General features: G+C 43.0%; 9 protein-coding genes. 1 reads left to right on the forward strand and 8 read right to left on the reverse strand.

Annotated features, from left to right (window positions below; translation table 11 throughout):
- Positions 1 to 217: 217 nt before the first annotated feature.
- From addA to BM184_RS03405, 4 genes are all read right to left on the reverse strand, one after another.
- On the reverse strand, positions 218 to 4,030 hold the full coding sequence (gene addA, locus BM184_RS03390; protein WP_322787146.1) for a helicase-exonuclease AddAB subunit AddA: 3,813 nt from the start codon (positions 4,028 to 4,030) through the stop codon (positions 218 to 220).
- The gene (locus BM184_RS03395; protein ID WP_086941452.1) at positions 4,027 to 7,662 is read right to left on the reverse strand and encodes a PD-(D/E)XK nuclease family protein; all 3,636 of its coding nucleotides are present in this window, start codon (positions 7,660 to 7,662) and stop codon (positions 4,027 to 4,029) included. Before BM184_RS03395 ends, addA begins: the two co-directional genes overlap by 4 nt.
- Before the next feature lie 349 nt (positions 7,663 to 8,011).
- On the reverse strand, positions 8,012 to 10,561 hold the full coding sequence (locus BM184_RS03400) for a DUF4268 domain-containing protein (RefSeq protein ID WP_086941453.1): 2,550 nt from the start codon (positions 10,559 to 10,561) through the stop codon (positions 8,012 to 8,014).
- Between the two features lie 377 nt (positions 10,562 to 10,938).
- A complete protein-coding gene (locus BM184_RS03405; RefSeq protein ID WP_086941454.1) occupies positions 10,939 to 14,184 on the reverse strand; it encodes a type I restriction endonuclease subunit R in 3,246 nt (1,081 codons plus the stop codon).
- A gap of 95 nt (positions 14,185 to 14,279) precedes the next feature.
- Here BM184_RS03405 and BM184_RS03410 point away from each other — a divergent pair, with 95 nt between their 5' ends.
- Entirely contained in the window at positions 14,280 to 14,882 is a 603-nt protein-coding gene (locus BM184_RS03410) for a restriction endonuclease subunit S (RefSeq protein WP_086941455.1), read from the forward strand.
- On the opposite strand, the gene BM184_RS03415 is transcribed toward BM184_RS03410, so the two are convergent.
- The 4 genes from BM184_RS03415 to BM184_RS03430 are packed head-to-tail and all read right to left on the reverse strand — an operon-like array spanning position 14,879 to position 19,259.
- A complete protein-coding gene (locus BM184_RS03415) occupies positions 14,879 to 15,415 on the reverse strand; it encodes a restriction endonuclease subunit S (RefSeq protein WP_086941456.1) in 537 nt (178 codons plus the stop codon). The two genes, BM184_RS03410 and BM184_RS03415, sit on opposite strands and share 4 nt — an antisense overlap.
- A gap of 14 nt (positions 15,416 to 15,429) precedes the next feature.
- Positions 15,430 to 16,419, reverse strand: coding sequence for a site-specific tyrosine recombinase/integron integrase (gene xerA / locus BM184_RS03420; protein ID WP_425445334.1), 990 nt, complete (start codon positions 16,417 to 16,419; stop codon positions 15,430 to 15,432).
- Between the two features lie 58 nt (positions 16,420 to 16,477).
- Positions 16,478 to 17,599, reverse strand: a complete 1,122-nt coding sequence (locus tag BM184_RS15485; RefSeq protein ID WP_086941457.1) for a restriction endonuclease subunit S — start codon at positions 17,597 to 17,599, stop codon at positions 16,478 to 16,480.
- Complete coding sequence (locus tag BM184_RS03430; RefSeq protein ID WP_086941458.1) at positions 17,589 to 19,259, reverse strand: class I SAM-dependent DNA methyltransferase; 1,671 nt, start codon at positions 19,257 to 19,259, stop codon at positions 17,589 to 17,591. Before BM184_RS03430 ends, BM184_RS15485 begins: the two co-directional genes overlap by 11 nt.
- Between the last annotated feature and the right edge of the window lie 215 nt (positions 19,260 to 19,474).

Raw genomic sequence — 19,474 nt, forward strand, 5'->3', positions numbered from 1 at the left:
TTTTTTACTATGTAAGGTGAAATTGTCTAATGTTGGAAGGCATTCGACAATCTAACCCTCCAGCGAGACGAAGTTGTCGAATGTATGGAAAACATTTGACAATTCGCACCCCCGCACCCCACCCCACACAGCGTGCTATCGAAAAAGGTGCAGCACGCTTGGCGAAAACCAAGGATGCTGCACCTTCTATTTGTCGTTCAATAACATACCCCCGTATTCAGACAACCACATTCGTATGGTTCGAAAGCAGCGCAATGTATGCCGCGCTGACGGGTTTCTGCCGGATGGTCTCGAGGCCTTTCTTGTACAGGTTCATCTGGCCGCGGTACTTGTCGATGATGTTCTCGGGCAATACCGGAGCTTGATCGCCCACGAAATCGGTTTTGAAGTCGTAGAGGACGATGTGGTCGTCATACTCGATGAAACCGTCGATGATACCGTGGATCAGCAGATTGTCGGTTGAGTCTTCTGGCATCTCAGCGAATATCCGGCTGGCCGGGATCAGCAGCGAGAACGGCATTTCCCGTCTCACCCTGTCCGCATTCGCCTGGATTTCCTGCCCCAATTCCGTCCGGAAAAACAACGCGATCTGTTCCGCGTCGAGCTTCTCAGCGACAGCCGTCTCCAGCAGCCCGTCACCTACCAATTCAAGCAACAGTTGCGCCACATAGGCTGCGGTAATTTCCTTTTCCAGATCCACGGACTGCATCACGAAATGCGTCGCGGTACCGATTTCCGCGCTGTTCGGCATCACCGTCTCTTGCATGAAGCGCGGACGCGGGAATTCGGGCTCCACATAGCGGGATACCCTCTTCGTGTCGGACAGATCCAGCTTCAGCATATGGCTTTCGTCAGGATCCTCGAACAGGCGCTTGATTTCCGAAACGGACTGGTAGCTGGTTGTCGTCGTTGACGCTTCGTGGGGATATTTCGCCTCCATCAGGGCAACGGCCAACTTCATCTCCTCAGCCAGGGAATGTTCATGCGCCTCGACTTTCGCCGATGCCATCTGCTCGATTTCGTCTTTCCACTGCGATTCGTTGATCTCCTCCATGGCGACCGGGATGTAGGACAGCAAGTCTTCCTCACGGAAAGTCTGGATGCTGAAATGCACCGGATAATGTGTCAGTTCGCCCCGGTATTCCTTATGGAAATGGTCGTTCTCGGCATCCTCGTGCCGGTACAGGCACATGCCGAGCCATTTCATCATCGAACCGGCCTGCAGGCGCAGGTAATCCGGCAGCAGCTTCCCGCTTGTTCCGTCGGCCACTTGCCAATCGGCCCAGAGTTTCTCTTCGGATTTGTATGATCCTACCAGGAACAGTTTCTGCTCGGCGCGGGTCAGAGCCACATAGAGTTTGCGCATCTCTTCAGCCAGCAATTTCTTTTTCTTTTCGATCGCCAACGCTTGGCGCGCCAAGGACGGATACTGGACCCGTTGTTGGACGTCGAAATAATCGGTTCCGAGCCCGTGCGTCTCCGAGAAGATGTATTTGCTTTGCGTGTCGCTCAGGTTGAACCGTTTCGACAGATCCATCAGGAAGACGACCGGGAACTCCAGGCCTTTGCTGGCGTGGATGGTCATGACTCTGACGGCATCCTCATCGTCGCTGAAGGAGGTCGGCTCGGCCAAATCCTTGTCGCGCTGTTGGATCTTCTCGATGAAACGGATGAACTGGAACAGCCCTTTGTAGTTCGTTTCCTCGTATTTCTTGGCCCGCTCATAGAGTGCGTGCAGATTGGCTGTCCGCTGCTTGCCGGCGACCATGCCGCCGACATAATCCAGGAAGTGGGTGTCGTTGTAGATGGTCCAGATCAGCGTAACGAGGCTGCTCCGTCTGGCCGTGTTGCGCCATTCGAGCAAGCGGCCCATGAACAGCGCCAATTTGCTGTGCGCATCCTTTATTTCCGCAGACTGGTCGATTTCAGAAGCTTCGCAGATTTTGATGAAATGCTGCGCGGCTTCGTAAAAATCGCCGTTCTTCTGCTGGATGCGGATCAGCGCCAGTTGTTTCTCGTCCAAACCGACGATCGGCGAACGCAGCACTGCCGCTAGCGGGATATCCTGGCGCGGGTTGTCGATTACCTTCAGCAAGGACAGGATGATCGAAACCTCGGTGCGCTGGAAATAGCTTTCCGTATCGTTCAGTATGACCGGTATCTGGAAATCCTTGAAGATCTCCAGGATGACGAGGTTGTTCTTCTTCGTCGGCGTCAACAGCACGATGTCGCGGTAGGAAAGCGGCCTTTCTTCCTTGGTCTTTTTGTCGTAAATCAGGAACTTCTCATCGATCAGCGCCTTGATTTTCTGGGCCACCATTGTGACCTCCCCGGCTGTCTTATCGTCGATCGTCAGGTCAGCTTCGAGATCATTCTCTGGTGTGAGGGCTTCCTCGTCGTTGTCGGCATTCTCCGACAGATAGATCAGCAGCTCTGTCTGGTTGCGCTCGCTCTCCGGGAAAGATTTGTTGCCGGCTTGGAGCTTCGCGGCTTCATCGTAATCCATCTGCCCGACTTTTTCGTCCATCAATTGCTCGAAGACGAAATTCGTGAAATGGATGACCTCTGCGCGCGAACGGAAGTTTTCCGCCAGAATGATCCGTTCCCCGCCGTCTTTGTCGGCAAAGGCCGCGTATTTGCGCAGGAAAAGGCTCGGGTCGGCCAAGCGGAAGGCGTAGATGGACTGTTTGACATCCCCAACCATGAACAGGTTCTCGGTTTCCGGCTGGTGCCGCGTCACCCAATAGAGGATGCTTTCCTGCAGCTGGTTCACGTCCTGGTATTCGTCGATCAGCACTTCCGCGAATTTGTTGCGGTAATAAGCGCTCGCGTCGCTCATCTTGCGCTCCCCGTCCTCGGCGATCGGCGCCAGAATCTGCAGTGTCAGATGCTCAAGGTCATTGAAATCAAGCACATTGTCTTCCAATTTCCGTTCCCAATAGGCTTCGGAAAAGCGTTTCGTCACCCGGGCCATCTCTTCGGCATAGGGATGGATGCCCTTCAGCACTTCCTCCTGTTCCGCAAGCGGCCGGTTGAGGTACTGCGCGCTCAATGCGGCGAAATCCTTCTTGTATTTGTCGCGCAGGCCTTTCAGCAGCGCTTTTTGATCCTTCACTTCATCCGGATCGGCCTTCTTGCTGCTCGGCCAACGCGCAAACTGCAGCTGTTCGTTCGCAATCGTGTAGGCCAATTCGTAATCATCCTGCTGGACAGCTTCCAACAGGCGATCGGCATAGCCCTGTTCCGTTTCGAAAATTTCGCGCTGGGCAGCCGTCTCCACGTCTTGCCCGGCCAGATGCCGCGCTTGTTCGATGTCGTAGCGGATGCCTTCGATCAGGCTCAGCAACTGCGGCTTCAGCAATTCCTGGTAGAGCACGCTGTTCGTCAACCCGTTTTCGGTGTTGTACAAAGACGGCAAGGAATCCAGCCAGCGGTAAGGAATGGGATTTGCGCGCGAAAAATCGTAGAGCGAGAAGATCAGCTTCATCAGATCGTCGTCGCTGCGGTCCTTCGAATAAGCCTTGGCCAGATTCTTGAAGTGCGTATCCGGCTCCCCGTAGAGTTCCTCCTTGACCTCTTCCCAGACGTCCTCCTTCAGCAGCTCGACTTCGATCGTGTCGGCCAACAAGCGGAAGACCGGATCCAGATCGATCAGATAGAAATAGCGCTGGATGACCTTCAGGCAGAAGGCGTGGATCGTCGAGATGTTCGCCTGCGGCATCAGCGAGAGCTGCTTGATCAGGTGCAGGTATTGTTCCTGCGACTGCGCTTCGTTGATGGCGGTCTGGATGGCTCCCGTCATCCGCTCCTTCATTTCCTTGGCTGCCGATTCGGTGAAGGTGACGACAAGCAGCTCATCGACGTTCGTCCCGCCCTTCACTTTTTCGATGATGCGCTGAATCAGGACCGTCGTTTTTCCTGAGCCTGCCGAGGCGGAGACGAGGATGTTGTCCCCGGTCTGGTAGATCGATTGCCATTGCGTTTCGGTGAATTTTTCATTGGGTGTGCGTGCCGGTATGCCCGTCATCATTGCTCCTCCCCTTCCTCGTTGGATTCTTGATTGTTCCCGTCATGCCCTTCAATTTCTTCCTTGATCTTCGAAAGGACATCTTCCTTGCTCAGTTTGATGTATTTGCGGTAACGGTTCTCCGGCAACGTGTTGTCGAACTGCGAGATGGCGCGGTAAGGCCCGCTGACTGTCGGCGTATATGGCCGTTCCTTGATCGGATCAAGCTTCAGGTCACCGGACAGGATCTTATCGCCGGCTTCCACCATGTTTGCCCGGTTCTTGGCGATCAGATTGTGGAAATCATCCAACGTAATCAATTCGTCTTTTTTGCCCAGATTGCCGGCCTTGAGTTTGTTGAATGGGAAGATTTCCGAAGACTTGCCGCTTTCGACGGACGGATCGATTGTGTCCAAAACAGCCGTATCGTTCAGCAATAGCCCTTTCAGCTTGTAATCGGTGATGATCGTCTTCTGGTAATCCTCGAGCGTCATGAAACTGTTCTGCTTGATGAACGGGTTCTTGACGTGCAGATAGAAAGCTCCTGCAGGCAAGGTTTTCCCGGCCAGCAGCTTGTCGGCGTTCAGCAAAGCCACATCCAGATAGGTGATCATCTGCATCGCCAAGCCGTAGTAGGCGTCGGAGAAATTGAAGCTGTGCGCGCTCGACTTGTAGTCGAGGATGGTCAGGTAATTCTCTTTCCCGGCATTGACCAAATCGATCCTGTCGATTTTCCCGCGGATATGCAGGGTGCCGCCGTTGTTCAGCGGCATGTCCAACCCGTCTAGCATCTGTTCGCCGCCCATTTGCCCGAAGACCGCTTCGGTGCGGATGTTCTTCAGCGCCGTCCGACGGCTGTGCTGGTTGAGGACCCAAGCCATCTTCTGGATCGTTTCGCCCAGTTGGTCGCGGATGAAGGCCATCCGGTTGGAGGTCGACAGAATCTTATATTTGTCGTTCCCGTAGATATTTTGCAGAACAGCATCGGCAATCTGCTTGACCGTCTCCTCGCTCAGGTCAGCGGTATCGATGAGCCTGCTCTTCAGCTGGTTGACGATCTGTTCCAAGGCTTCATGGAAAAATTCGCCTGTGCCGGCAGCGGACAGCTCGTATTTCGCCCGTTCCTTGAGCTTCAGGCCGTATTGCAGGAAGTGGCTGTACGGATCTTCGAAATAGCGCTCAAGCTGAGAGACCGACAGATACAGGTCTTTCCCGTAGAGCTGCTCGGCGACCGGCGCCGTCAGCTTGCTCGGCACATTCTTGTGCCAGAGGCTGGCGAAGACCTGCTGCATGATCCGTTTGGCTTGCGGATCCTTGGAGATGTAGGCCAAAATGTATTTCCACAGCGTCGGCACCGGCTCGTTCGTCGCGCGTTGGTGGCGCAGCAGATGGACCAGTTGGCTGATGTTCTGTTGTTTGCTGCCGAGGAAGGCCGTCGTATCCTCCGCATCGGCGATGTCCTGGTGCTTGATTTCGACAGGGATCTGCAGCGCATTGGCTACGCGCGACACGTAAGGCGAAATCTTCGGCGATTTCTTGCTGTCGTCCGCACTCATCGGATAGCTGAAGATGACCTTCTCCGTCCCCGATAGGAAAGCCTGGTAGGCCACATACGGTTCGGCGGCCATCGATTCTGCGGTCGTCGGGTGCAGATATTTCTCTTCATTATGCAAGGAACCGCTGAGCCGCTCGCGGTCCTCTTCCGTCAGCAATGATTTATTCTCTTTCTGTGCAGGCAAATGGTCTTGGGTCATCCCCATCAGGAAGACCACCTTCGCTGGCTCGAAGCGCGCCCCCTCGATACTCGAGAAGACAACCTGATCGATGCTCGGCGGCACCAGGCTGAAAGTCGCGTTCTGGAAACCGGTCAAAAGTATTTCATGGAAAGCCGCCGCTCGGAAAGGGCTGTCCCCCAGAATTTCGACGTATTCGTCCAACAGGTTCAGGAAAACTTTCCAAATCTGTTCCTGCTGCCTTGCTTGGATCAGGTCCCCCTGCGCCAAGGCTTCATCGCGCCAGAAAAGCATCTGTTTGTCGACTTTGGCCGCAATCAGAAAATTGTACAGGTTCCTTGCGGCTTCCCGGCCGGTTTTGGCCTTCGCCATCTTCTGGAAGAACGGCAGCAGCAGATCCCGCAGATAATTGCGGACCTCATTGGAGGTGTCCTGCATCCGTCTATCCTCGGTACTCTGGTTGCTGTTGCCATTTTCGTCCCTGAATGTCGCGAAATACCAATCATCTTTCGAAAGCCAACTGTTGCCTTCATAGCCGTATGCCAGCAGGACGTTCTCGATTACATCGACCTGTTCGCGGAAATGCAGCACGGCTGCCGCCGTTTCCTCAAGGCTTGCCGGATTTTCATGGTTGGCCGGCGTCAACAGTTCCGTGCGCAGCAAGCGCATAATGTCCGGATAGCGCCAATGATGGCGGCGGATGCGGAACAGCGCGTCAATGAAGTCCATGAACGGATGGTGCTTCATGGCGTCAGCTTTATCATAAAAGACGTCCATCCCGTCCTTGTCGAAGACCGGCTTCACCATTGTTTCGTACTCTTCAACTGTCCGCGCCAAAATCAGGATGTCTTTGTAGCGGTAACCGTCTTCGGCGACCAGTTTTTTGATTTCATTGGCCACATGGAAGACTTCCGCCTGTTTCGTTTCGCAGCCCCAGACCCGGATAGCTTCCTTCTGATCCGCAGTCAGCTCGAACGAGCCTTGGACTTTGTTGGCGGTCGCATCGGTGGATGCAATCCAATAATTTTCCAAGGCCAAAAGCGCATCCTTGTACCCGTCCGTGTCCTTCGCAACCCAGTGGTCCTTCATGACCTGAACGCGCAGGCTGCGCGCCAAATGATAGAGCGTGTGGTAGGTCGAGCCGGCCGTATAGAACAATTGATGCATGGCCGGCGGTTCGTCGACGTAAGCTTTGTCCAGCGCCAGGGTGATTGTGACTTGTTTTGCGGAGCGCAGCAGCGTCGTGACGATCTGCAGCTCGCGGGCCGTGAATCGGTAGAAACCGTCTATGAAGACATAGGTATTCTGCATGTCCAGCGTTTCGATGACGCCGGCCAGTGCCTCAAGGATGACCTCCTTCTCGAGGTACTTGTCCAGCAGCGCTTCATTGAAGGCATGGTAAAGCTCCTTCAGTTCCGTCAGCTTCAGCTGGAAGTCGGCCTCGTTGCCGGATTCGGCTTGGTTCGCCAAAATCCCCTGCAAGTCTTCCTCTTCGATGCGGCCGCTGCGCAGCTCTAGAAACAGATCAGTCAGCTGCTTGATGAAGCCTTCTTTATTGGCTTCACGGCGGAAAAGGATCAGATCCTGCTCCTTCTCCATCAAAATCTTCCGCACCAGCATGCTGAGGCCGGCTTCCGACAATTGCTGCTGTTGGAAAATCGGCGACTTCTTCAGCAAATACCATGCCAACCGGCTGAAACTGAACGTCTGCAGATTCATCGAGCCCATCATGTCCTGCCCGCGGAAAGCCTCGAATTGCCAAAGCTTTTCCAAGATCGACATCTCCGCCTCGAACTTCGCATGCTCCGGAACCAGCACGAATACCTCAGCATCCGGCTCTGCCGTCATAATTCTAGAAATCCGCTCATATATCGCTTGTTTCTTGTCCGCCGATTCCTTGCCTAAAATAAACTGCAACCCCATCGGATCGCCTCCTGTTCGTGTATGTCAATATGGATATTTTACCATAAGGGGATGGTGAAACATTGGGATTTAGGGTAAATAAAAAAGTGGGAATCCATAAAGTCTGGATTTCCACTTTTTTAATGTTTTTCAAATAATGACTGGTCTTGCGATATACATGTCCGTAATACATCCTACTAAAGTTTTTACGAGATTTATACAGAAATTCTAGAACCCTTTAACTTCATCCGGGTAATGCTCCAATAAAGTTACGACATTCTCGGTGTCCAGTTTCAAAGTCATAATGCAATCTAAAATCGTTCCCACACACATTTGTAAAGTTTCGTTTTTTATACTTTAATAAACTTTTTTATTCTACTTCATCCAGAGCATCTTTTAGCTTATCGAAGTGGCTGATTAACCAGTCGAAGTGCTCCTGATACAGTTCAGGATTATGGATGTCCTTTTCTTCGGAAAAGAGGATTCTTTTTGCGATGCTCTTTTCTCTGCTAGTGTACCATTCCAGAGGAAAACCAAATATGTTTTCTATCTCAGCCTTATTCGATTCTAGTTTGGAAAAATACTCTTGTCGATTAACAAAAATTCCTATACGAAGTATTTTCTCTCTGTAAAGCTGAAAGAAAATATAATAATTTGGGCTATCGACCGAAACATCATACCAATTGACATATGACGGTTTTCGAGATGCGATATCCTCTCCCCTCCCATTGTTCCGACAGTACTGGACAAAATTTGTCCAAAAATGCAATCTCAATTGTTTTAGATCAGAAAATCCGCTTGTTGTATCTGTAGGTTGGACGATTGTCTCTTCAATTTCTGGCTCCGGTATTTCCGGCACGTCAGCTCGACCATCATTGACAAAGGATATGTGCAACAGTTCAATCATCTGTGCTTCATCTTTAAATTGGATGTTCCAACGATTTTCAATGAACTTAAGAAGCTTAATACCACGTTTAAGTATACGCTGGGCATCCCAATCAGTTTGCCTGGATACTTCTATCTCTGAGTGTGACCCATCCTCATAACCCCGTCGACCAATGTTCTTCGAGGATTTTTTCTCTATAAAGCCGTCATTTTGCAAAGCAGAGTTCACACTTTGCGACAACGGCAATAAGTTACCTAGTGAACCAGAAAGAATTTTTATTTCATCTTCTGTGTACTGTCTGAAATGATTTCTCCAGTACAATTTTGTTGGTGTCTGAGGAAGGATATGTTCAATCGATACCTTATCTTTTTCAACTTTCGTAAATGGTGTCCACCCAAGTTTTTCTATCCCTGTTTCCTCAGCCTTCTTATATTCGTATTCAAAGAGTAAATAGCGCAGATCGCGCCAATCATAGAATCCTCCACCATTTGAAAAACGTCTATCCGTCCTCGTAATAAAACTATTAATAGAGTTATCCATGTCATTTGTGGCAGTGGTGATCAAGGATGCGGTGACTTCGCTTAAGAATAATTTGCCGGTATAAACATCACGAGTCTTGCGATAATATTCGCTGCTTTGATAACTTGACTGTGACGCTGCCATTCTGAATGACAAGAAAATAAAACGTTCAACAGCTCGGAAGAACTCGATACGTTCTTCTGGTGTGGTATTTGCATCTGGAGTTAATGCTGCTGCGACAAGTGGTCTGAAATAGCCAATTCCTATACGATTTAGGCGTTCGATCCAAACTTTCTCTTCGTGTGTCATATCACTCTGTTCAGGAAAGAACGTGTAGAACCAGTATTTTGCTACGCTTTTCAAGCTATTAACGTAGGCTGCTATTTCCTCAGGCTCTAATTTACTGATGGCGGTTATTATCTCAGACTCAGTAGATTGTAGAACCTCATCGTTTTCTTCAATATCCAAATCAATAATTTCTGCTGTTTCCTCTTCAATAGCAACAATCTGCTTCGCAAAAACGTTCTTTGCTGAAAACTTATTGAGGAGAAACTTGATGTAATCATCACCTTTTTTGCGAGAATATTGGAAATACATAATCCAATGTGCCCTTAAGAACTCATCGTCGGATAGCGGTGAATTCTGATTTCGACCAAGTTGGTAGTATACCTCTTTCCAGGCCTCATTAATCTGTTTGCGTAATTCAGCTTTGTCCATTGCATCCAATTTATCACTATCATAAAGTGTTGTCAGATAAATCAGCCGATTCTTCAAAAGTTCGAGATTAGTCAGTTTTTTACCACGATTGTTCATTGTTTCAAAAGCCACAAAAACATCATACTCATCTTCAATCTCATGGATATTAAACATGAGTTGGAGCGTAATTTTACGAAAAATACCCTCTATACCATCAATTCCATCGGAGACATACAGTTTTTCCAAACAATCCCGAAAGAACTCTTTTGCATACTTCAGGTTTTTTGTGTAATAGGTTTCATTCACTGTCCCACTGAACGGCTCTTCAAATATTTTGTAGGTAAGATAATCTGCACTAGGGTTATCACTCTCATACCCAAAAAGGTAGGTTGTAATTAGGTTTTGCGGTGGCCGTTTCTGTGAAATGTACTTCGAACGGATAGCCTTCAAAGTCTGATAACAAAGAACGATTTCCTCATCCGTCTTACCTTCATTACACTTTAACCCTTCGAGAAAAGCGACAATCTCATTTACCAAAATGGAAAAAGTTGTAAGTCGCTGCTGTCCGTCAACTACATGAAACGCTTTATAACCAGAATCAAGTAACCATGTATCGTTGTTCCAGCTCTTTGATTCAGTTTTTGCGACAGCTTTCAATGATAATAATCCAGTATAATGATACCTGTCTTTCTGCAGATTCAAGATATCATCCCAGAAATCCACAAGCTGCTCCTGCTTCCAAGCATATCCCCTTTGATAATCTGGGATACGAAACAATTTATTTTGATACAATTCCGACAGTGACTGCAAATCGCTCATACTTATTCTCCAATCATTATGTATTAGATTAATTTAACTACTCAAATTATCTCACTTGGCAATCTTTATCTTTGTTCTTCGCATGTGTAAATAAGAAATCTAAAGGCAATACGGGAATCGTGAGTACTATGCTACTGTATGCGAAAACTTCTGAAAATATTACCCGGAATAATGACTATATTTTGGGAGATACCAACATTGGCGTTAAGACATTGAATTTAAACAGATAAGGTAAAAATATTTTAAGTCATCTTAGTGTTGTAGCCGTGAACCTGATGACTTAAGTTCCCTTAAAATACTGAATATAAAAAAGGCTTTTGTCAATTACAACGTATATTATTGTAGACATCGCAAGAGATAACCATGGATTCGAAATTTTATTCTGCAACACGGTCGGTCCTATATGCTTCTACGTATCCTCGTCCATACATCGCCCGATTCACTATGAAGTTAAATACGATCTCTGATTTTTGTTTAAAGACCTGTTTATCATAGGATTTTGGCAACTTTTTATCTAATATTTCCTCAATCTTGTTTTTGACTCGCTGCTTAGGCTGTTCATCTTTAAACCAATCCACGCTTAATAAATGTACATTGTCCATCGTCAAGGAATTGTATAATTGACTTGCTGCAGATTTAACTTTTTTTTCTTCTTCTTTAGTCAGTGTTTCTTTCATTAACAAATCAAATAGTACCAATTCTTCTTCTGATAAATTCTCCTTAGCAGCGCGTTTATCCTCATCTTGAAGATCTTTTATGAATTTTTTCAATTCTTCAAAGTAGTTCTCATTTGATGTTGCACCTGCATTATAACCTTGGACAAGCTTCTCGTATCGTTGGGCAAATGACATGCGAGTCTCATTCTTTTCTAGCATTTTAGCAAGTTTTTGCTCGATAAATCCTCTTAACTCAGCGATATCAATATTCATATACTGTGACGTTCGAATCTTGTTAATAACCCTCTCAACATCCAAATCTGATAATGAAATCACTTTGTCATTCTCTTCCAAATCTGCTATTATTGAAAATTTTAAATGTTCTGATTTTACGCTTGTATCTAACAACTCTTCCACTTTGATTTGGGCATCGTCGATTTTTTCACTTCTGACTAAGTTTCTCATCATTGAAGCGATATAACGAATAAGCTTATAATATTTATTTTCCCAATGATAATCAAAAATCTCTGGCCTGGATGCATCATATACATTTTTAAGTAAATTTGCGTAAATAGTGAATTGTGCTTTCGTTTCATCTGTTGCTAAAATAGCATTTACAGCAGCATTGATCCTTGCTGTTTTATCAAAAACATCTTGCACATCCACAATAGTCTGAATGTCGATCCCTAGACTCAAACAAAAATCTACCGCTTCATGTTGGGTTGTACATAATAATTCTATCAATGCTTCAACCTCTTTAACAGGCATTTCAAATTCATCACCACTGCCACTCGGAGTTGCGTAATCATTCAGCGCATCTTTCATATAGTGGAAAATATTAACGTGATCAACAATAAGTCCATTAAGCTTCTCACCACGCTTCTCATCTGAATACACACGATTTGCCCGAGCAATTGCTTGCATCAAAGTGTGTCCTTTCATAGGTTTATCAAGATATAGAGTTGAAACGGATGGAGCATCAAATCCCGTAAGCCACATCGCTGTAACAAACACTAATTGTAGTGGATGATCTGGATCTTTAAATTGATCTTCAATATCTCTTCCCTCATTATCTATAAGGTTCATGCGCTTACGATGCTGAACAATATCCAAACCAACTCGTTCGAATTTTTCTTCTTCACCATTCTCTTCACTTACAATTACTGCCATTTCAACGCTGTTCATAAATCTACGTTCAGAAAGGAGGCCAGCTTTTACTTCATTGGACTCAGCTTTTGTAATCTCTGTATTCAGTTCTAGTAATCGCTTCTTCCAATGTTTTTGGACTTTTTCATACATCATAACAGTAGCAAACTTATCAACAGAAATTACCATACCTTTCCCTAAAAAACCTCTTTTAGGAAAATGTTTTACTACATATTCGGCCACTTCATCAACTCTGCTATCACGTTTTAGGACATCCAATGAATTCCTATAACGACTTTCCAACGTATTTTGTTCTTCGTCAGTTAAGTTTTCATTTTCAATAATTGATAAAAAGTCATCATTCAGTAAATCATTGTTTAATTCCACTGTAGGTACTTTTTTAGAGTAATACAATGGCACGGTTGCCCCATCTTTGATGGAATCCGCAAAATTGTATTCGCTAACATAATCTCCAAAGAACTGATTGGTTAGGCGTTTAGATCCAAGTAACGGTGTGCCTGTAAATGCGACATATTGTGCATTAGGAAGCCCTGTGCGCATATTTTCTGCTAATTCTTTATACTGGGTTCTATGAGCTTCATCCACAATTACAATGATATCTTCACGAGTTGATAGTAATGGAAATTTTGAGTCATAATCAGAACGGAACTTATGTATCAAAGTGAAAATCATTGATGTATTACTCTGTAACATTTCACGGAGATGACTCCCACTTTTTGCTTTCACAGCATCTGAATCTTGAATAACCCCTGTCCGAACAAAGTTCTTAAGCAACTGAGTATTCAAATCGTCGCGATCCGTTATCATCAAAAAAGTATAATTACCAGAGTACTTACGACGTATTTTACGCACATACATAACCATTGAGAAGCTTTTACCACTTCCTTGCGTATGCCAGAAAACACCAAGTTTACCATTTTTACCATCTCGATTTTTGAATGAATCAATCGCATTATTCACACCAATAAATTGATGGCTTTTAGCGACAATCTTAGTATCTTTATTCAAATAAAGAATAAAATTTTCAATGTAATCTATTATTTTTTCTTTAGGCATTAATCCTTTAATCAAATATTGTAAGGAAATCTCATTATTATCAATCATTTTTCGATCAATTTTCTCTTCCTCATTATTCACCTTCAACCATTCAAAGTAATGGGAAAAGCTTGAATTATAGCTTCCAGCTTTAGTTTGGTGCCCGTTTGAAATTATACATAGTTGATTAAAGAAAAATAGCTGAGGAATATCATGTTTTTGATTAATCAGGTTGTACGTATATCCTAATTGTACATTTTCACTTGGTTTCTTCAATTCAATCCATACTAAAGGTAACCCATTAATATATACCAAGATATCTGGTCGACGGTAACCATACTCACCATCAATCCAAACTTGTCTAGCAACAGTAAAAGTATTATTCTTTGGATTCTCATAATCAATCAAATTCAAATATTCAATCGTTTCCTTACTCTCTCTTCTAAACTTTACCTTAATTCCGTTTAATATATCTTGGTATCTTTCATAGTTTTTATCTTTCAATAATTTTGAGTTTAAAGAAGCGTCCTCAATAATAGCTTTAGCTTCATCATGGATGATTTCTTCCGGAATTTGAGGATTAATTTCTTTTAGAGACTGAATTAACACTTGTGACAGTACTACCTGATCTTTATTTGTTCTTCCAGTTGAATCTTTTAGGTCCTCTCTATTGGGTGTATAAGCATCAATTAAATTATAGCCAAGAGATTTAAACTCCTCCATTGCCCTTACTTCTAAGCTATCTTCTGTAACTATATCCACCATAAAATATTCACTCCTTTTTATTATTTCCGGTTGACTATACCTCTGATGTTTGCATGCTGTTTAATCTGAAGTTCGGGTTTTGGTAATTTAATCGTATGAGTAATGAAATAAATGATAATTTAGCACAGCAGGCGCAAGTAATATACGCATCCACCTTCATAGTTAATGCTAACCCAAGCTGGGAAAAGGGGCAACTGAGAGATTTAATAACTGTTAAGTATGGAAAAGACCATAAAAAGCTTATAGATGGCAATATTCCAGTTTATGGCTCTGGCGGTATCATGAGGTACGTTGAACGTCCTCTATACACGCAAGAATCTGTATTGATACCACGAAAAGGAACCCTCAACAATGTGATTTATGTGAATGAACCATTTTGGTCAGTAGATACGATGTTTTATACCGAAATGAAGATGGAGAATGTTGCCAAATTCGTCTATCATTTTATTAGTAATAAAGACCTTGGTGCTATGAATGCTGGATCGGCAGTTCCAAGCATGACAACAGACATACTGAATGCAATGTTGGTTAGTGTACCTGATGCTAAAACACTTTCATTCTTTGAAAGTACCACCGCACCTATATATGCACAAATCCGTGGCAATACTGTTGAGAATAAAAAACTCGCTGAATTCCGCGATACCCTGTTACCTAAACTAATTTCCGGTGAGATTGGCATGCCAGGAATCGAATATTAAGCCGCTAAATTATCATTTATCTGTTGATTAACCTTTATTTTCCCCTCAATGGCTTTATACAAATTAGCAATTTTATCTTGAATGTCCCTCTCTGGAAATTTAAACTCTAAATCTGCAATTACACTTGGTTTTATAGATGGGTAAGCTGAAGTACTATTTTCAGCGATAACTTGTAAGTAATTCGTCACTTTCTCCTGTGTTAATAAGATATACAGATAATAGGGATTAACCAATTGACTATTAGGAGTAATCGTTACAAACCCGGTTGATGCAACCAAATTTTGTACTGGTTGCTCTATTATTCCAAAATGTTTTTGAGTTGGCCGAACAGTCGAGACGAGAATATCATTAGGTTCGACTTTTCTTCTTGCACGACTAGGAATATTATTTTCCTTTCCATTCAAATCAATGTATTTAGCAATAAAATTTTCTGTGAGACTTGCAGTATCTAAATACCGGTATGCACCTATCATTTCGGCTTTTTTGTAGCTCTCTTTATTTAAAATTGCAATTTCACTCACCTTTTTTAGCACAAACCCACCACTTTCTAACCGATATATTTTCTGTGAGCCATTCTCACATTTGATTGACTCACCATTGCATAGTGCATTGTTGTATCTATACGCACATGACCAAGAAGCTTTTGTACTTGTTCAATTGGCATTCCCTTATCAATCGCCATAGTTGCCAATGTACGTCTAAATTTGTGAGGATGCACTTTATTTATTTTCACTTTATCTCCTAGTCGTTTAAGCACGTCTTCAACACCACCAATTCCTAAGGATCTATGAGGATACTTAAGTGATACAAATAGCGACTCATTCTCATCCACCCTCTGATTTAAATATTCACTAAGATGAATTTTAGCGCGAGCATCGAAGTACACCTCACGTTCCGCATTTCCTTTTCCAAGAACAACACAAGAACGATTGTGAAAATCAATATCACTTTTTTTCAACCCCACCAATTCTCCCACACGTACTCCTGTCGAAGCAAAAAAATCAACTAGAGCTAAATCTCTTTTGTTTTCGCAGCAGTCTCGTAACAATTCCACTTGTTCATCACTGAAAGTTTCTTTTATCAATTTTGCTGTTTTCACTTTCCGGATGCGACGAACAGGGCTTTTAACGATGTAGTCCTCATCTTCTAGCCAAGAGAAAAAACTAGATAATATTCTTCTTATATTATCAATTGTTACCTTACTTGAATTATTTTTCTCTTGGTAATTTGATAAATAATTACGTAAATCTTCTGTAGAAATATCTTTTACCAACCGCTTAATTGTATCCAAAGTTTTATTAATGGTCCCTTGATAATATGAAATGGTTTTCTCTGAACAACCCTCGACTCGTTTTGATGAAAGAAAACTAGCTATGAAAAATTCATTTTCTTTATTGTGTGTAGTTTCTTCGGTTTTGATTACAGACAGTCCCATAAGACTTTCCTCAACACATTTCATAAACTTACTCAAGTCGCAATTATTAAATATTCCATTTGCCTTTTGTTTTACTAATATTTTGAAATCCTCATTTGTCATTGTGTATCCCACCCGTTTATGATGCATTATATCAAATAATAAATGATAATTTAGCTTCTTAAAGATTGACATCGGAGACATCAATTTCACCAGATATAAGTTTTGACATCAAGGCATCACGAATTGACTGTAAGCGGATATTTTCTGAATAGTTGCTTTCAATAACTGCATCCATTGGCTTAACAACCTTTTCAAATTGCTGGATGCTTTCCTTATGTGGAATTGTTATTGACATAGAATTTAAGGCATCGCGGTTTATCGAACCGAATACAGTCCCTTCGCCATTGTAAACATTCAATTGATTGTGAAGTGAGAACATGGTATATAGCAAAAATGACTGTGCACCATCTTTGCTATGAATGGCACCGAGCCCACGACCGATACAGCAACGCTCGTATGCGACATTGAGATCACCCACAGGAGCCCGAACACTCATAAGAACATCACCTCGTTCGGCCATTCGCGTCGGTTCGGTAGTATACAGTCTTCGTGTTGGGAATCGGTCTCCAAATTCACCGCGCCCCTGAAAGAAAACTTCGCCATTTCCGTCTTCGTTATAGCTTGTCCCACTTGGAGATTGTCCCATCGTGATGTTTGCAATATCTGCGAGAATACCAACCGGCCATAAACCATCGGCATTTCTTACAAACATTGAATCATACAATGCTTTCGCCTGTTGCACTAAATTATCATTTATTTTACCATTCACATTAATTTTACTATTAATCTGAAATATAATATGAGCAATCTTAGTCTGCACTTCTATACTTGGTAAATCAATTTCATAATTCTGAATAGCTTGCTTATCCCCACGTGGCATCTTAGTTCCTTTAGCAGTGGCCGTCATGTAATTAAAGAATCCATTTGTTGCAAGAGTACAATATAAAAATTCTGGTACTACCAAATTCTTTGCTCGTAACACTAGGACGTCTGCCGAACAACCACCCTTCTTATCAGAAAACCAAATTTTTTGAAAATATGGACGAATATTTGAAATTAAAACATCTTTATGTTGGAAAGAGTTGACTCTTTTAATAGATGGAAGCTTTTCGGAGACAGTAACTCCAGATTTGTTTGCAATCATATTTTCTGTGCTAATGTAATTATTTGTAGTTATATTATCATATACATCAACTTTATCAGATACAAATTCGCATATGTCCAAAAGCCTATATTTCATATCCGAGCCCTCCAAGAATTCCTCTAATTTCTTCTTGAAGTTGAATAGATTCTGCAAATTGTTCTTTCAATTCAGCGGTTAGGCGTTCCATCTTTTCTTCAAATGGTTCACTATCTTCTAATTCTTGCTCAGCACCCGCATACATTCCTGGTGATAAACTCCAGTCTTTTGATTCAATACTACTTTCACCGGTAATTTTCACTACTCGGCATAATCCGTCGATGTCCAGATATTCACCATTCGGAAATTTTTCTTGAACCCAGTCGAGTTTAGATTGCCAGTACCCCTTATCTTCTGATTCAGCCATTTTGTCTATATACTGATCAATCAACTCTTTATATGCCTCGGAATTTCTTTGATACAATCGAGTTATTAAAGCTAAGTTTTGAATATGAGCTTCGTCAAACTTGCGGTGAGCACGATCAACTTGGGTGTATAATTCTTTCTTATTAGAATTGATAAAAAGAATTTCGTCATTTTTTTTGGTTTTGTCAAAAAACCATAACGTAGCTGGTAGGGTTACTGTATTGAACATGTTTGATGGAAGAATGACAATTTGAGAAACATACCCGCTTTCAATTAGTCGTTTACGAATTTCTTTTTGTCCACCATCATTAGCTGTTGAGGCCCCATTCGGCATAACTAAAGCTGCTTTTCCATTATCCTTCAAAGCCGTTATAAATTGATTAATCCAAAGATAATTTGCATTTGGTACTTTTTCTATTTCCGTACTTGAAGTTGAATTTCGCGGTACTCCGAATTCATTGAATCGCTTTTGATTGGATACACGATCATATTCAACTCCTTTTACGTTAAAGGGTGGATTTGCTAAAACATAATCAAATTCTCCATAGCTATCATATGGATCTTCATAAAATGAATTTGCTTGGACAATTTCTCCTCGCATATTATGTAAAAGTAAATTCAACTTCGCTAATTTAACTGTTGAAGGCTCTTTCTCAACGCCATAAGCGCGAAGATTATCTGGATCAAACCCATGCTTAGCTGCATAATGGGCCGATTGAACAAACATCCCCCCCGATCCACAAGCAGGATCTAAAATTTTCCCAGCAGTTGGTTGAATTACTTCAACCATATATTGAACTACCGAAGCTGGTGTATAGAATACTCCCCCACCTTGTCCTTCTGCCATCGCAAATTCTCCTAGGAAAAATTCATATATTTCACCAAAGATATCAAATTTTCCATCGGTTGGAATGTCTTGGAAATTTTTTAATAGAATTTTTAAATTTGCAGCAGGTATATCACTATATTTTTCTTTAGGTAAGGTATCTTTAATAAAAGGAGCATATTTTTCGATTTCTTCCATTGCATAGGATATTGCCTTGGCTACAATATCCTCTTTTTCGGGAAGATTTAGCAAATATGAATACCGTGCTTTTTCAGGAACATAGATTCCTGCTTTTTCAATTGCTATTTCAAATATTTCAGCATAGGCACGACGACCATCTTTGCGCACTTCGTATTCTTTATTAATTTCCATCTCAAATTTTGCATATTTAGCGTCAGCAAACTTCAAAAAAATTAATCCCAGGATGGGTTCAGCATAATCATGTGCACTTAAGTGAGAATTTGCACGCATATCCACCGCAGTTTCCCATAATTTATCCTTAATTCTCTTTATATCAATAGTATTCAATGTTTATTCCCCTAATTGTCTAATTTATTTATAATTTTATTATATCATGATTTTTAACGTGAAAAGTGGACTTTTTCGTATTCATGTAACTATTCCCTACAACATTTTTTACAAAAAAAGATATATTCCACCAAAGAATACATCTTTTGATAGCTCTTAAATTATTCTGATAAACCTTTTTTGTCCCGATATGTTTCAAAAAACTCATTTACTTA

Source organism: Trichococcus pasteurii, assembly GCF_900112935.1.
GTDB classification, from domain to species: Bacteria; Bacillota; Bacilli; order Lactobacillales; family Aerococcaceae; genus Trichococcus; species Trichococcus pasteurii.

What these genes read in the sequence shown, in the direction of transcription:
- addA (WP_322787146.1), bottom strand. Translation starts at nt 4,030, where the DNA reads ATGATGACGGGCATACCGGCACGCACACCCAATGAAAAATTCACCGAA.
- BM184_RS03395 (WP_086941452.1), bottom strand. Translation starts at nt 7,662, where the DNA reads ATGGGGTTGCAGTTTATTTTAGGCAAGGAATCGGCGGACAAGAAACAA.
- BM184_RS03400 (WP_086941453.1), bottom strand. Translation starts at nt 10,561, where the DNA reads ATGAGCGATTTGCAGTCACTGTCGGAATTGTATCAAAATAAATTGTTT.
- BM184_RS03405 (WP_086941454.1), bottom strand. Translation starts at nt 14,184, where the DNA reads ATGGTGGATATAGTTACAGAAGATAGCTTAGAAGTAAGGGCAATGGAG.
- BM184_RS03410 (WP_086941455.1), top strand. Translation starts at nt 14,280, where the DNA reads ATGAGTAATGAAATAAATGATAATTTAGCACAGCAGGCGCAAGTAATA.
- xerA (WP_425445334.1), bottom strand. Translation starts at nt 16,419, where the DNA reads ATGACAAATGAGGATTTCAAAATATTAGTAAAACAAAAGGCAAATGGA.
- BM184_RS15485 (WP_086941457.1), bottom strand. Translation starts at nt 17,599, where the DNA reads ATGAAATATAGGCTTTTGGACATATGCGAATTTGTATCTGATAAAGTT.